General features: G+C 60.0%; 13 protein-coding genes. 6 read left to right on the forward strand and 7 right to left on the reverse strand.

Features of this window, described 5'->3' with window-relative positions:
- Window positions 1-4 precede the first annotated feature (4 nt).
- Window positions 5-1408: a hypothetical protein gene (locus C0398_02540; protein MBA4364869.1), complete on the reverse strand. Its 1404-nt coding sequence runs from the start codon at window positions 1406-1408 to the stop codon at window positions 5-7.
- 274 nt (window positions 1409-1682) lie between these two features.
- Between C0398_02540 and C0398_02545 the strand changes: the two genes are divergently transcribed.
- Both C0398_02545 and gidA read left to right on the forward strand, forming a co-directional pair.
- Window positions 1683-2780: a glycerol-3-phosphate ABC transporter ATP-binding protein gene (locus C0398_02545; protein ID MBA4364870.1), complete on the forward strand. Its 1098-nt coding sequence runs from the start codon at window positions 1683-1685 to the stop codon at window positions 2778-2780.
- Window positions 2781-3116: 336 nt separating this feature from the next.
- Window positions 3117-5066, forward strand: a complete 1950-nt coding sequence (gene gidA / locus C0398_02550) for a tRNA uridine-5-carboxymethylaminomethyl(34) synthesis enzyme MnmG (GenBank protein ID MBA4364871.1) — start codon at window positions 3117-3119, stop codon at window positions 5064-5066.
- Window positions 5067-5121: 55 nt separating this feature from the next.
- Here gidA and C0398_02555 read toward each other — a convergent pair whose 3' ends face one another.
- Window positions 5122-6555 carry a hypothetical protein gene (locus C0398_02555; protein ID MBA4364872.1) on the reverse strand — a complete coding sequence of 478 codons (1434 nt, stop codon included), beginning with the start codon at window positions 6553-6555 and terminating at the stop codon, window positions 5122-5124.
- Between C0398_02555 and C0398_02560 the strand changes: the two genes are divergently transcribed.
- The 3 genes from C0398_02560 (at window position 6146) to C0398_02570 (ending at window position 8176) form a co-directional block, all read left to right on the forward strand.
- Complete coding sequence (locus tag C0398_02560; protein MBA4364873.1) at window positions 6146-6868, forward strand: hypothetical protein; 723 nt, start codon at window positions 6146-6148, stop codon at window positions 6866-6868. The genes C0398_02555 and C0398_02560 overlap by 410 nt on opposite strands.
- 67 nt (window positions 6869-6935) lie before the next feature.
- Window positions 6936-7532 carry a hypothetical protein gene (locus tag C0398_02565; protein MBA4364874.1) on the forward strand — a complete coding sequence of 199 codons (597 nt, stop codon included), beginning with the start codon at window positions 6936-6938 and terminating at the stop codon, window positions 7530-7532.
- A gap of 185 nt (window positions 7533-7717) precedes the next feature.
- Complete coding sequence (locus C0398_02570; protein MBA4364875.1) at window positions 7718-8176, forward strand: hypothetical protein; 459 nt, start codon at window positions 7718-7720, stop codon at window positions 8174-8176.
- 193 nt (window positions 8177-8369) lie between these two features.
- Here C0398_02570 and C0398_02575 read toward each other — a convergent pair whose 3' ends face one another.
- The 5 genes from C0398_02575 to C0398_02595 form a co-directional block, all read right to left on the reverse strand.
- The gene (locus tag C0398_02575) at window positions 8370-9314 is read right to left on the reverse strand and encodes a hypothetical protein (protein MBA4364876.1); all 945 of its coding nucleotides are present in this window, start codon (window positions 9312-9314) and stop codon (window positions 8370-8372) included.
- 276 nt (window positions 9315-9590) lie between these two features.
- Window positions 9591-10727, reverse strand: a complete 1137-nt coding sequence (locus C0398_02580; GenBank protein ID MBA4364877.1) for an FAD-dependent oxidoreductase — start codon at window positions 10725-10727, stop codon at window positions 9591-9593.
- Window positions 10717-11010 carry a (2Fe-2S)-binding protein gene (locus C0398_02585; protein ID MBA4364878.1) on the reverse strand — a complete coding sequence of 98 codons (294 nt, stop codon included), beginning with the start codon at window positions 11008-11010 and terminating at the stop codon, window positions 10717-10719. Before C0398_02585 ends, C0398_02580 begins: the two co-directional genes overlap by 11 nt.
- A gap of 4 nt (window positions 11011-11014) precedes the next feature.
- Window positions 11015-11503, reverse strand: a complete 489-nt coding sequence (locus C0398_02590) for a ferredoxin (GenBank protein ID MBA4364879.1) — start codon at window positions 11501-11503, stop codon at window positions 11015-11017.
- Complete coding sequence (locus C0398_02595) at window positions 11500-12918, reverse strand: sarcosine oxidase subunit alpha (GenBank protein ID MBA4364880.1); 1419 nt, start codon at window positions 12916-12918, stop codon at window positions 11500-11502. Before C0398_02595 ends, C0398_02590 begins: the two co-directional genes overlap by 4 nt.
- A gap of 354 nt (window positions 12919-13272) precedes the next feature.
- On the opposite strand from C0398_02595, the gene C0398_02600 reads away from it, so the two are divergent.
- Window positions 13273-14436, forward strand: coding sequence for a branched chain amino acid ABC transporter substrate-binding protein (locus C0398_02600; protein ID MBA4364881.1), 1164 nt, complete (start codon window positions 13273-13275; stop codon window positions 14434-14436).
- The last annotated feature ends 13 nt before the right edge of the window (window positions 14437-14449 follow it).

Consider the following 14449-nt stretch of genomic DNA (forward strand, 5'->3'; position numbering starts at 1 on the left):
CTCCTTAGAACTCGTATGTCACGCCTTTCCTCACTGCAATCGTGTCCTTGATGTACCCGTTCAGGGCCTCGGGTGCCTTGGAATGCATAGGCACCAGAACGCTGGGGTCCGCCCTCATGACCAGATCCTTGATATCGAGTTCACTCGCATGCCCGGGGGTAGCGATGCGGTAGAAGTCCAACCTGAAATCCTTGACCCACTTCATGAGGACAGTATAGTTCGGATCATACTGCCCGAGAGGTTCGCCACCGGACTGGATGAACACGGTATGCGGGGCGGGGTTGATCTCCACCAGTTCGCCAAGGTCGGGAAAATCGAGCTGCAACATATACTTGGCGGGTTCGGTGGTGATATCTGCGGCGCGTAGCGCGGTCACCAGGTACTCCTGCTCGAACAGCCGATAGTCGGGCGCCAGGTACTTGCCCGAACCACGCCGGGCAAGGTACACTTCGGCGTTCTTCATGAGCCGCTCGAGCTCGCTGTCGAAACGAGCGAACTTCCGGGCCATCAGCATATGCTGCGGTTGCAGGACCATTGTCCGTCCCGTCTTTTCTGCGACACGCAGGAACACCTTGAGGCGATCCGTGTCGAGGATGTAGTAGTTGGTCAGCACGAGCCCGGGGGCTGTGCCGACCGCCCTCGTGGCAAGCTCCTGGACTTCGTTCTCAGTCAGTTGGTCGATACTGCCGAACCCCAGCCTGGTCCCCTCGGTGAGAAGAACAGTCTTGAAATGCTGCTTCTCCTGGCGCATCAGCTCGACGAAAGCGCGCACTCGCTCCGGGTGTCTGCCGTGCAGACGATAGTCCGCCGTGTAGATGACCGACGTGGCGCCACACCGCACGATGAACCCGAGGATGCCCAGGATGTCGTGGTCGCTGCGGACCGGCAGGACTTCGCAGTTCCCGATGCGCACGACCTTGTCATGCTCAAACACAGTCACAGAGCGCTGATCCATGCGGAGGTCAAACTCGCCCGTTTCGTCGAAGAACCGCAGGACCTCGAGCGTCTCGGCGCTCATGTATAGGGGGACATTGACGTCCACCAGCGGCAGGAACCCGAAATGGTCGATGTGCCCATGACTCAGAAGGATGCCGTCCACGTTACCGGTATCGAGGGCGGCGCCGAATTCCTGCTGTAGGAACTGCGACTGGGTCGGCGGATACAGCCCCGCCATCGGCGGCAGATTGCCAAACCGGAGATAGTCGCGGATCTGCAGGTACGTCGCGGGCCTCAGACGATCGCTGAAGTGGTCCGTACCGCCAAAGAAGTCCTTGCCAAAGTCGAGAAACAGGTTCGTGCCACTGTATTGCAGGAGGGTCTTGCTCCCGCCTATCTCGTTTACCGCACCGTAGAAGGTCAATTTGACTGACATGCTTCCTCCCTGCAATCCAGCTGCGAGCACGTCCATCGTGCCCTGTGCAAAGCTATGTATTATACCGTCATGTCCGCGTCCGACAAGTCGCCGTGTTGGGTCGGCCTATGTCTTCCAAGTGCCTGTGCGTTTCCGCCTCCATGGGAACGACAGGGGAACCATCTCCATTGCAAACAGGCAGCCGCAGATTAAACTTACTTGGATACTAGGAGCTGCCGAGTCAAAGGGTGTATTGTTCCAAAGACTGGCGAGAGTTCGCCCAGGAATGCGGTCCCCTGGTACTCGTGCAAATCCGCAAGCGGAGGAAGAAATGGCGAAAGTCGTTCTGGAAAACGTGACAAAACGCTTCGGAAAGGTCATCGCGGTCAACAACGTTTCGTTGGAAGCCGAGGACAAGGAGTTTCTCGTCCTGCTGGGACCGTCCGGCTGTGGCAAGACGACGACGCTGCGCATGATTGCCGGCCTCGAACTGGCTGACGGGGGAAACGTGATCATCGGCGACGACATCGTCAACGACGTTCCGCCTGCCGCCCGCGACATCGCTATGGTGTTCCAGAACTATGCCCTGTATCCCCACATGACCGTGCGCGACAACATCTCGTTTGGCCTCAGGCTGCACAACATCCCAGGAAAGGAAATCAACGACCGCGTTGCCGAAGCAGCACAGATGCTGGGGCTGCAGGACTACCTCAAGCGCGTCCCCAAGGAGTTGTCTGGCGGACAGCGCCAGCGCGTCGCTCTCGCTCGAGCCATCGTACGCAAGCCCAAGGTCTTCCTCATGGATGAGCCGCTGTCGAACCTAGACGCCAAGTTGCGCGTGCAGACCCGCGAGGAGCTCATTAGACTTCATCAGGCGCTGGGCGTCACCACGATCTACGTGACCCACGACCAGGTCGAAGCCATGACCCTTGGTTCGCGCGTCGCCGTCATGGAAAACGGGTTCCTGCGCCAAATCGGCAAGCCGCGCCAAGTGTACGACAATCCCACCAACAAGTTCGTTGCCGGATTCGTCGGCACTCCTCCCTCCAACTTCGTCCCCGTCAATCTGGTCCTGACCCCGACGCCCTCCCTGGACATCGAGGGACAGCGCATACAGCTGTCCGCCGCCCAGCAGCAGGCCGCCAAGTCTATACCCGCCGGCAACTACGCGTGGGGTGTCCGGCCCGAGGACCTACTGATCGACGGCCAGTCCAATATGCCCGAAGTCGCTGCCACGTTCAGGGCCAGGATCTCGTTCGTTGAAATGATGGGCAGCGAGACCTTCATTCATACGACGTTGGCCGGTGCCACAGTCGTCGTACGGGCCAGCAGTGCGGTTGAGTATGCGCAGGGAGACATGGTCAGACTTGTCGTGAACGTCGCACGCACGCATCTCTTCAATACGGACTCCGGAGAAGCAGTCTTCTAGCTGCAGCATTCTCGGGACGGTTCCGTTCCCGCGAGAATGTTACACTCCCAACCCCGGCGCGGTCGCGCCGGGGTTTTGGCACTGCTTCAGAGAACGGGGGCTGCTCCATTTCGCCACTCAGAAATGGCGGTCCGGCATCGCAGAATCCTTTCATAGAACTGGCTCCGTTCAGACAGACTCTGAACGAGAACCACTTCTGCCGTTGTTCCCGCGAAGGCGAGAATCCAGCTTTATACTGGTCTGTGGATTCTCGCCTTCGCGGGGATGACAGACTGGAGCACACCACTGGCGCAACTCGTGGTATGCTATGGTCATACCATGACAGGGGATGAGCCGATGAGCGAACAGAACCAGCGTGGACAGAGTGAGTTCAGCGGAGGCAGCAGGTACGACTGCATCGTCGTCGGGGCCGGACACGCCGGGTGCGAGGCCGCTCTCGTCGCCGCGCGCGCTGGACTCAAGGTGCTTGTCCTCACAGGTTCGATGGACGCCATCGCCTGGATGCCGTGCAACCCGGCCATCGGCGGCCCGGGCAAAGCCCAGGTCGTGCGCGAGGTCGACGCCCTTGGTGGCGAGATGGGCCTCAACGCCGAGCGGGCACTGACCCAGATCAAGCTGCTCAACACCTCCAAGGGGCGCGCGGTGCAGAGCGTGCGCACCCAGTGCGACAAGTGGCAGTACAGCGCCAACATGAAGCAGGTGCTGGAGAGCCAGCAAAACCTGACACTCAAGCAGGAGCGCGTGGAACGCCTGCTGACGCAGTCCGGCCACATCGTGGGCGTGGTCACCAATTACCGCGTCCGCTACGAAGCGGACACTGTCGTCCTGACCACTGGCACGTACCTGGGCGGCGTCATCCATATCAGCGACATCGCCATCCCCGCCGGACGCGCCTGGGACTTCGCGAGCAGTGAGCTCAGCGACTCACTGAAAGAGCTCGGCTTCGACGTCCGCCGCTTCAATACGGGGACGACACCGCGTATCGACAAACGGAGCGTAGACCTGAGTCAGTTCGTACTCGAGGAGGGTGACAGCATCCCCCTGCACTGGTCCTTCCGCAGCAAACCGCGCGTCTGGGACCGCCAGCTTCCCAGCTACCTGAATTGGACCAACCCCCAGACCATCGAGGTCACGCGCAAGTACATGCAGTTGTCGCCATCCGTCATGGGGCTCATGGTACACGTCGGCCCGCGCACGTGTCCCAGTATCGAGGAGAAAGTGCGCTGGTACCCGAACAAGACGCGGCACCAGCTGTTCCTCGAGCAGGAAGGCAGGGGTACCAACGAGATGTACGTCCAGGGCATGTATATGAGTGTTCCCCTCCCAATGCAGGAGGAGATCCTGCGCACCATCCCCGGCATGGAACACGTGGAGATTATGCGCCCGGCCTACGCAATCGCCTACGACTACGTCAACCCGCAGGAACTGAAGCTGACGCTGGAGACGAAGCGTGTCGAGGGTCTGTTCCTGGCCGGCCAGATCAACGGCACGACCGGGTACGACGAGGCGGCCGGCCAGGGCATCATCGCTGGCATCAATGCTGCTCAGAAGGTCAGGGGGCGTGATCCCTTCGTCCTGCGGCGCTCGGACGGCTACTTGGGCGTGCTCGTCGACGACCTCACGACCAAGGAGCTCATCGAACCGTACCGCATCACACCCAGCCACTGCGAATATCGCCTCATCCTGCGGGAGGACAACGCAGACCTGCGCCTGACGCCTCTCGCCCATGAGCTGGGCATCATCGATGATGCCGCCTACCAGCGTGTCGTGTACAAGCAGCAGGAACTGGACCGTCTCAAGGAGGTCCTGCGGGCCCGCATGCTGAACCCGGACGGTCCGACACTGGGAAGGCTTGCCACTCTTGGCGCGGGTCCCATCCAGACGCCGACGTCGCTTGCCACACTGCTGAAGCGTCAGGACTTCTGGAAAAAGGACCTGGTTGCCCTGGCCCCCGACCTGGCAGACGTCGACGACGAACTCCTGGAGGAGCTGGAGACCGAGGTGAAATACGAGGGGTACATCGTACGTCAACAGGCAAAGGTCCGCGACCTGTCACAGCTCGAGGGATATGTGATCCCACAGGAGATCGACTTCGCGCTGGTACCGTCTCTGTCAAAGGAAGGGCGCGAACGCATGGTGGAAGCAAAGCCGCAGACGCTGGGCCAAGCATCCCGCCTCAGCGGTGTCCGCCCCGCCGACGTCGCCGTCCTGCTCCACTACCTGCAAAACCTCCGCCACGCACAGCGTAGCGCCGGTGACGACCGCGCGACCTTGCCCGAGGGATAACGGTGACGACACCCCGACAATCCCGTAGATCCCGGGGACTGACTAGCCTCTTGCTTCAGTTGCCATCCTTCGAGGGGAGCGCATAGAGGGCGGCCAGCCGGGACATCTCCGCAAACAGCGCCTTGGCCGCCGCATCGTCACCGTCGGCGTTGGTGAAGATGATGACACCGATGTCCCGCGAGGGCTGAAGCAGCACGAACGTGTCGAAGGTGTCACACGTCCCTCGGTGCCAGCTCGTCGGGACATCATCGATCAGCTCTTCGTGCCATCCACTACTGTACTCGAGCACGGGCCGGTGCAGGCGCTGGATGTCCACGGCCGGCAGCGCGCCCCCGTTGATGTCCTCGAGTCCCGCGAGGTGCAGGCGAGCAAACACGCTGTAGTCCAGGATCGACATGCTGATATCACCTGCGGGGGCAAGGACAGTAGGCACCCTGTAGTGGTCCGCCAAGTCGTGCGGCGTGACCACGCCATCCTTGATACGGTGGCCCCAGGGTTCGCCGTCACCAGAAAGGAGCGGCCAGCCATACACAGCCAGTATGTTCAGTGGACCGAACACACGCTGCTGCATCAATTGCTCCCATGTCTCGCCGGTGGCTTTCTCGGCGATGGCTGTCGCCATTGCATAGCCGGCGTTGGAGTACCGGTACACGCCGGCCGGGCCGATGGGCGGTCTCGTCAGAAGCATGCGTGCAAATGCTTGCCGCTGCTCCGCCGGCGTCCCCGTGAATGGCGGAATGCTCTCCCATTCGAGATCCGTCGTGTAGCGCGGCAGCCCAGATGTATGGGTCAGCAGCTCCTCCAGCGTCACGCCGCTGTATCGTGAATCCATGATAGACGCAATGGCAGGGAACGCCTGAGTCATCGTCATGTCCCAGCTGAGCTTTCCTTCCTGGACTAGCGTCGACAGCATCGTGGCCGTCATCGCTTTGGTCATCGAGCCGACATGAAACAGGTCGGACTCCTCGATTGCAGCCGTACCGCCAGCCTTGCGGACTCCATCGGAAGCGACTTCGATGATCCCGTCTGCGTCAATGACACACAGTTCCAGCGCAGGAAGATGATACGTCTCACGCAGGATGATGGCGTCTCGCTGCAGCGCCGTCGGCCGCGCGGGAATGGCAATGTCCGCCAGTAGTCGCGCAGGAGCCACTGTCCGCGGAACCGGCCCAGCGAAGACCATCGCTGCAGCGACCATCGTCATAACCGCCATGTTCATCCATCCGCGTCTCGTACGTCTGCTCATCTGTTTATTGTACCACTGGATCCACCAGGCCTTCTCCGGAGAAACCTTCCGCGCATCTCGGATCCAGTCTGGGAGACTCGGCCGTTGCAGGGGAAGCCGAATCATACTAGGATTACTCCGAAATTGCCTGTATGCCGGGAGGTCGTTCGTGGACATTGAGCTGGAGTTTGAGAGAAGCAGCGAGGTCATCGGCGTAGCACGGTCACGTGGCGTGGAGCTGATCTTCGATACAGGCCGTGGCATCGACAAGCAGGGCCTGTGGCCGATGGAGGTCCTCGTGGCGTCGTTGGGCGGATGCCTGAACCTGGACCTGGGGGCAGCGTTGCAGGAATCTGACTATGCAGTCGACCGGCTGACGATGACGATCACTGGTCACCGTGACGACGACATTCCCGCGATCGACCGCATCACCTGCCACATCGACGTCTGGTCGCCCGGTCTCTCGCAACCCGCAGCAGAGGAACTGCTTGCGTATGCGCTGGGACGCAGTACGATCTACAACACACTGGCCAGGGCCGTCAAGCTCGACGTCACCATTGTCACTCACACGTCGTGAACATAGCCGGAACCTTCACAGTCCAATAGGTGCATCCGGAAGCAATCCTGCTGTTATGGAGGTACGCATGACAAGAAGAAGTATTGGACTGATAAGCATCATCCTTGTACTCGTCATTGGTTGTGGGGCGCTGATAGCCGTTCCCGCCGTCCGTGCAGACACGACCCCGCCGGTAAGTTCCGCAGAAAAGGCTGCCACCGACGCCAAGCTGACCGCACTCAAGACCCTTGGTCAGCAGGTCCGCGAAGCCGCCAAGGCAGTGCGGGAGAAGGTCAAGGCCGCGAAAGCCGCAGGCACAGACCTCACAGCTTTCAAAGCCGACATCGCCACTGCTCTCAAGGGTGGCCGGCATATGCGCAACGACGTCAAGCGGATGCAGAGGCCACAGCTTACTGTAGCTGAACGCGCCCAGCTGAAAGCCGTCGAGGTGCGCATCCGTGAGCTCAAGAAACAGCTCAAGGTTAAGATCGACGCCAAGGCTCCGCAGGCCGAGATCGACGCGCTGAAAGCACAGCTGAAGGCTGTGATCGCCGAACGTGAGGCGCTCGTCAAGGCATTCCGCGCTAGGGCACGCGCCCAGTTTCTGGCCCGTCTGGACAACCTCATCGCTGACGCAACCAAGGAACTCGGATTCCTGAACGGTCTCCTCGCCAGGCTTCCGTAGCGACTGATTCATCCTGCAAGACCGGGGGACGGGTGCCATGGCACCCGTCCCCCTTCCCATTTCCAAAGGATCTATGCATGCGTGGGGAAGACAAACCGGAGGATGAGGACGAGGGGAATGACAGTCCGGGGAGGTGCTGCCGTGGTCAGAGAACACTCTTGTGATATAATTCGCCAAAGGTGGTGATGCCCATGAGAAGAAGTACTGTTCTCCTGCTGTTCGTCGTTTTCGTCCTGACCATCGCGGGCTGCAGGTCCGGACCCATGGAGTCGCGCGAGGGCAACGTCAAGGTCACACTTCCAGCACCCCAGGAAACGGTCACGTTCGTCAAGCAGGCTGACGGTTCATGGAAGGGCAGTGTCCACACCGCTGGCAGCGCGCGTGCCTGGGAGGCCACAGTCAGTTGGGAAGCGATACGGCAGTTGTCACCCGACGTCCTGACCTCTCTAGGGCAGGGCTACTTCATGACGTCAGCGGGAGCCCCTGACTTCGGAGCATTCGATCAGACGCTGATGCTTGTCAGTGCGGCCTCAGATCCGGTTCCAGAAGGTAGGGGGACGTTGCGCATCTTCATCACCAGCATGAAGGATGGCAGTCAGCAGGATATCGTCGACATCCCTCTGACTCTGCGCGTCGGACAGTGAAGGACGACGTTTGAACAACTGACCAACCCTGCTAGTCTAACCACTGCAGGGGAATGCCCTGAAGAAGCGAGGTAGCTGCAGCTGCCGCGTCTGATGATGGACCTGATCCTGCAAATGGTGACGGGAGGGCCGTGCGTAGGCCCTCCCGTCACTGCGTTCGGCATGCTGGTGTTCCCTGTTACGCTAGCTACCGTCAGAATCCTACTCTCGCTTGCAGCAGGTCGACGTGGCAGCAGTCAGTAAGCACAGTGGCAATGTCGTCCTCAGACACACCTGGGTACGACACGTCAGCGACTAGCGACCACGACTCGACATGCTGCATGGTCTCGCCAGGTTGAAGTGTGCGCAGGGGAGACAGCGTCTCCATCTCCAGCATGAAGTCCGTCGTGTAACTCTCGTAGTTCACGTCGAAGTCCGGGTATGCCTCGCCCGGCACAAACGGGAAATGCTTGATGAACACTGAATGCCTGTTGAAGTACGCAGCCCAGCCGGCCTCTGTGCTCAGGCCCATCTTGAACGGCGCTTTGGCTATCGGGTCCTGACGCAGCACGACAAACCGATCACCCCAGTGAACGCGCTCGTCGTCCATGCGGGCATATGGCCATAGGGCAACGCAACGGTTGGGCAGTAATCCGGTATCGACGCGTGTCTGCGGGATGACCTCGACGCCTCCGGGCGCCATCACGGTAATGGCCCACACAGCTAGGCGGACCGGCCACAGTCCGCGGTTGGTCAGGCGGTGCGTCACGGTCACGCCTGTTCCCGTTGGGTCCAGTGAAACCTCCATCTCCTTCTGGATCCCTGTCGCCGCTTCGATCGGCTGTCTCAGGAGAATGCTGTGTTCCCCCTCGTCGTAGGGAACCGGCACGTTGTCCGGCTGATACGTGCGCGGACTGGTTTCGGGGCTGTGCCACAGTCGGTGCCCTCCGAAGGTGTGCCACGTGTCGCCCCCAGTGATCCCATCCTCGTCGCGGACCTCACATAGAACGTTGTCCTTGCCGACGAACCCGTACCGGACCACCCGGGGTCCAACGTCGGTCGTCACGACCACGTCCACTGTCCCGTTGCTGAGTCGTCGGCAATGGGGCCAGCCACGGAATATCACCTGTTCAGACATCGTCTCCTCCGTCACTGCCATTAGATCCGCACGTGCCGTCACTGCTCAGTTGACCACAACTGCTGCTCTGTGCAAACCTTCGTGCCAAGCGCCGCTGCATGTCGGTATAGCTCTTCGTCTGCAGCAGAACACTGACCCGTCGCTCCCTGCATGCACGAGGTACAACGCACATCTACGGTCTCAGTGTATGCCTACAGTGCAATCGCGCAATATTCGCTAGCTCCCATGGAGTCATGGAACCCGAAGGGAGAGGACCGAAGTCCTCTCCCTCGATTCATGCGGTGTTGCGAGGTTAGTCTAGCCGATGACTGCCTTCTCAGTCAGTAGCTCGCCACGCGCGAAGCGGCGGAAGTTGTAGTGCTCGATGTCAATGCTGGGCTTGCCGTCGGCGACGTACTCGGCCAGCAGTCTGCCGACGATGGGGCCCATCATGAAGCCGTGTCCCGAGTAGCCGTTGGCCTGGAAGAAACCCGGGGCCTCGTCGACGGGACCAAGCACGGGGTGAGCGTCGGGCGAAGAGACATAGTAGCCTGCCCACTGGCGCATCAACTTGACGCCGGCAAGGCGCGGCACGATCTCGGTCGCCTCACTGGCAAACTTGGTCAGGAACTCGAACGTGGAGTCAAGATCCGTTGCATTCTTGTCACCGGTGTCAGTACCGCCCACGACGTTGCCTCGGTGCGTTTGCAGGTAATAGAGTGAGTTCTTGACCAGCATGGGGCCCAGAAACTGCTCGAGAGGCTCGGTCGCCATGATCTGGTGCTTGTCAAGGCGGTAGGGCAGGTCGACGCCCAGCATGGCGGCGATAGCCTTTGACCCCGGTCCGGCAGCGTTGACGACGTTCTTCGTTTCGATGTTGCCCTGCGTCGTATGTACGGTGAACGTGTGGGCTGCAGTGCCATCGATGGCAACAACGCCGGTCGTCGTCAGGATGTCCACCCCCAGGCGCCGCGCCGCTTGCGCGTAGCCGGTGACTGTGTCAAACGGGAATGCCATGCCATCCTTGTCATACCACTGGCCGGCAAGAAAGGACTCGGTGTTGAGCGACGGACAGATCTCCTTCGCCTCCTGGCGGTCGACCATGCGGCTCATAACGCCGTACTTGTTCTGGAGTACGACGTTGTGCTTCGCCTTCTCCACCAGTTCGGGCGTATCCCACAGGAACAGGTACCCGCACGCCTTGAAGTGGATGTCGTACCCCAGCTCGTCGGACATGTGCGCCCACATCTCCTCGGCTTCCCGAAGCAGGACAATCTGGTCGGGGCCCGTGAACTGGGCGCGGATACCCGAGCCACACCGGCCGGTAGAACCACTGCCCAGATAACACTCTTCCAGGACCGCGACATCCTTGTAGCCCCTCTTGGCTAGTTCGTAGGCGATGGCCAGCCCTGAGATGCCGCCGCCGACAATGACACAATCGTAGCTACTCCTCATCGTCTGCCTCCTTGCCCTTCGCGAAAAAGCCCAGCGGAACGGGGTCGACTGGCGGACGTGTCGTAGGCGTCATGATCTGGTCGAGCGTCCGGTTGGTCTCGCGTGCCAGGATCTGTGCGGCAAGCAGGATACAGGTCTTGCCCTGGCATGGCCCGAGCCCGAACTTGACGTAGCGCTTGAGCGACTGCAGGTCGGCATAGCCTTCGTGGATGGCGTCTTTGATCTCCTGCACCGAGATGTCCTCACACCGGCAGGCAATCGTCTTCTCGTTTTCTCTGGTCATGTCGTCACCCCACCTTGATGTTGCGCACCTGCTCACAGAGAGCGGGCTCATCGAATTCGACGGAAATGAGCGATGACCTGCTGACAGTGTCGGCAGCCAGCACGAACTTGACCGTCGCGCTTCCAAGCGAAGCTCCGTTACGACCCAGCAGTGTCACTGTGCCACCCTTGACGGGCAGCGGCAGGTACTCGTAAGGAACGGTGACAGAAGGCTTGGCCTTCGACTTGTCCTGGATGAAGATGGCCAGCCCGGGACAGACCTTGAGGCAGCTCATGCACCCCGTGCACTTCACGAAGTCCACGTGCGGGATGCCGTTGATGCCGTCCATTGTGATGGCGTCGAACTTGCAGGCGCCGACACACGGGTCGCATGGGATCTCCTGGATGCACTCGATGACAGCGACGGGTCCCTTCTTCTCGCGCTCTTCGGGAGGGAGAAAACCGTTCTCGCGCAGATACGTAACATCGATGATTCCCGTTTCAAAGTGGTTCATTCAAGCACCTCGACGCATTTGAGTCCAATACAGATCTTGGCGCCGAACGGTCCGGCACGGAGATCATCCAGGTTGTGCCTGGTCTCCTTCTGTTCTTCGGCCGGCACTTCCATGTGTCCAAGGTCATACGCGGCCTGGAGTCCTGCAATCTTGCCTTCCATCATGGCGGTGGAAGCCTCTTCAATGCCGGAGGCGTCACCTGCGGCAAAGATGTCGGGATTGCTGGTACGCATCGCCCAGTTGCGCTTGGCGACCCAACCGCCCAGCTCCCCCGTATAGGCGAGGTCCAGCTTTGCCTGCTCGAGAAGTTCGGTGGAAGGCTTGAGCCCCGCAGACAGACAGATCGTGTCGCACTCGATACGCTGTTCGGTACTGGGAATCGGTTGCCACTTCTCGTCAACCTCGGCGATAATCGCCGCTTCGACATGGTCGGTGCCGACCGCTTCCAGCACAGTGTGGCGCGTCATGATGCGGACGCCGTTCCGGGCAATCTTGCTCGCGTGGACGAGATACCCTCCCACCCGTGTCGCGCCCTCGATGACCCCGACAACGTCAATGCCGGCCTGCATCAGCTGGTAACTGACGATGAGGCCGACGTTTCCCGCGCCGACCATCAGGACCTTGTTACCGGGCTTGATGCCGTAGACGTTCATCAGCGTCTGCGCAGCTCCTGCCCCGAAGACGCCAGGCATGTCGTTGTTCTTGAACATCAGCATCTTCTCGGCCGCGCCGGTGGCGACGATGACCTTGCGGGGGTGGAAGAGGACCGCATGGTCCTGGTTGGCGGCACAGACAGCGCCCTGGAACCACCCAAACGCTGTGAAGCCACGGTAGACTGTGATGTTGGGCGTGGCCGTCACCTCCTCGATCAGCTTCCTCGCGATGGTGATACCGCGCGTCCCGGCGTTCTCTTTCGCCGAGCCGAAGAACTTGTGCGTCTGCTTGACCAGCTGACCACCCAACTGAGGATTCTGGTCCAGCAGTATGACGTGCGCACCGGCCTTGGCTGCCCAGAGGGACGCTTCGAGACCAGCCGGCCCGCCACCGATGACCAGGACTTCTGCATTCTTCTCCTTCACGCCCTTCATGGCAGCCTGCACGTCAGGGATCTTTCCGTCACCGTGCTGGGTTTCGACGTCCATCCCGTCCCGGACCTGCAGGACGCAGGTACGCGTATTTGGAATGCCGTCGACGCGCATCATGCACGATGAGCATTTTCCGATAGCGCAGAACATGCCCCGGGGACGGTAGAACCGGGAGGAGGTGCTGTACTGCTTCACACCGGCCGCATACAGAGCCATCGCTATTGTCTCCTCGGGGTAGGCGGTGATCGCGGTGCCGTCGTACGTGACGTACACCGGGTTTCCCCGGTTCCACGCAAGGATCGGATGCGTGGCGATGCGATTGTCTTCCACTTTTTTCACCTCTCCGATGCGGATTGATTTCCTACGCTTGCAGTATAGAAGCACACTTGCTTTTTTCTACAAGCCAGTGAAATAAACGACAACTCCTGGGGAGACGATGACGCCTCCAAGCTCATGGAACCAAGGTTCTACGAGATATCGGCTCTGACGATAGTCCGAGTTGACAGGGAAACAGATGTTGTATTTTCTCGTACATCTATCAACATAGTGACGAACCACGATTCCAGGAGGCACAATAGAAAAGGACGGACTCCGACAAGACGGTACGGCACCACAGCTCTAGCGAAAAAGCTCGTACACGGTATCAATCTCACTACATTCGCGCGAGAAACAGGAGGTAAGAGAATGAGAAAGACCGTATCAGTATTACTGGTTTGTATGCTTGCCGCAATGCTCTTCCTTTCCGGTTGTGCCAAGAAGACCGGAGACACCGGGCCCATCCAGATAGCGCTGCAGGCTCCTATCACTGGTGATTATGCCTATGAAGGTCAAATGGCGAAGCAGTCGGTCGAAGTTGCCGCAGAACTCATCAACAAAGCCGGCGGCGTCCTGGGACGTCAGATCGAAATCACGGTCGTGGATGACGGCTCCAACCCCAAGGACAGCGCAATCGCCGCCCAGAAGGCCGTCTCAATGAAGGTTGTCGCCGTCATCGGCAGCTACGGTTCGTCGGTCACCGAGCCGGCTATCGACATTTATGAGAAGAACAAGATGGTTGCGGTAGGCTATGGCTGCACCGCCCTCCGCCTGACCGTGGACAAGCAGCGCACTTACTTCTTCAGGACTTGCGGCCGCGACGATGCCCAAGGCCTGTTCTTTGCCAAGTACGCTGTCGAAACGATGGGTGCCAAGCGCATCGCCATCATGCACGACAACAGCACCTTCGCCAAGGGTGTCGCCGAGGAAGCCAAGAAGGCCCTCCAGCCATACCTCGATGCAAAGCAGACCGAAATCGTCTACTACGACGCCATCACTCCTGGCGAGAAGGACTTTTCGGCTGCCGTCACCAAGCTGCGCAACACCAAGCCTGACGTCTGGTACTTTACTGGCTACTATCCTGAAGGTGGTCTGGTGATCCGCCAGGCACGCGATGCTGGTCTGACCTGCCCGTTTATTGGTGGAAACGCTGCGATCAACGATGACTTCATCAAGATCGCCGGTCTTGATGTGGCCACGGGCGCTCTCATGACCCAGGAACCTCTGGTCACTGATGTCACGACCGCCATCGCTGGGCAGTTCCGCGACCTGTATCAGCAGAAGTTCAACACGATCCCATCCAGCCCGTGGCCGGTCTACGCTGCTGATGCTCTGTACGCCATTGTGGGCGCTATCGGCATAGCCAATTCGACAGATGCGGATGCCATTGCCGGCGCCATGCACACCTACATGACCGGGGTGGAAGGCGTCACCGGCCCGACCCTCTTCACTTCACAGGGTGACCGCAAAGATGTTCCCTACAAGATGTACGAGGTTGCAGCCGACGGGAAGCTTGTCGTCTATCAGCCATAGTCTCAAATCCTGA

It is taken from the genome of Coprothermobacter sp. (assembly GCA_013824685.1).
Classification (GTDB): domain Bacteria; phylum Caldisericota; class Caldisericia; order Cryosericales; family Cryosericaceae; genus Cryosericum.

What these genes read in the sequence shown, in the direction of transcription:
- C0398_02590 (MBA4364879.1), bottom strand. Translation starts at nt 11,503, where the DNA reads ATGAACCACTTTGAAACGGGAATCATCGATGTTACGTATCTGCGCGAG.
- C0398_02600 (MBA4364881.1), top strand. Translation starts at nt 13,273, where the DNA reads ATGAGAAAGACCGTATCAGTATTACTGGTTTGTATGCTTGCCGCAATG.
- C0398_02545 (MBA4364870.1), top strand. Translation starts at nt 1,683, where the DNA reads ATGGCGAAAGTCGTTCTGGAAAACGTGACAAAACGCTTCGGAAAGGTC.
- C0398_02575 (MBA4364876.1), bottom strand. Translation starts at nt 9,314, where the DNA reads ATGGCAGTGACGGAGGAGACGATGTCTGAACAGGTGATATTCCGTGGC.
- C0398_02555 (MBA4364872.1), bottom strand. Translation starts at nt 6,555, where the DNA reads ATGCCACGGCCTGTATCGAAGATCAGCTCCACGCCACGTGACCGTGCT.
- C0398_02565 (MBA4364874.1), top strand. Translation starts at nt 6,936, where the DNA reads ATGACAAGAAGAAGTATTGGACTGATAAGCATCATCCTTGTACTCGTC.
- C0398_02540 (MBA4364869.1), bottom strand. Translation starts at nt 1,408, where the DNA reads ATGGACGTGCTCGCAGCTGGATTGCAGGGAGGAAGCATGTCAGTCAAA.
- C0398_02580 (MBA4364877.1), bottom strand. Translation starts at nt 10,727, where the DNA reads ATGAGGAGTAGCTACGATTGTGTCATTGTCGGCGGCGGCATCTCAGGG.
- C0398_02560 (MBA4364873.1), top strand. Translation starts at nt 6,146, where the DNA reads ATGATGGCGTCTCGCTGCAGCGCCGTCGGCCGCGCGGGAATGGCAATG.
- C0398_02585 (MBA4364878.1), bottom strand. Translation starts at nt 11,010, where the DNA reads ATGACCAGAGAAAACGAGAAGACGATTGCCTGCCGGTGTGAGGACATC.
- gidA (MBA4364871.1), top strand. Translation starts at nt 3,117, where the DNA reads ATGAGCGAACAGAACCAGCGTGGACAGAGTGAGTTCAGCGGAGGCAGC.
- C0398_02570 (MBA4364875.1), top strand. Translation starts at nt 7,718, where the DNA reads ATGCCCATGAGAAGAAGTACTGTTCTCCTGCTGTTCGTCGTTTTCGTC.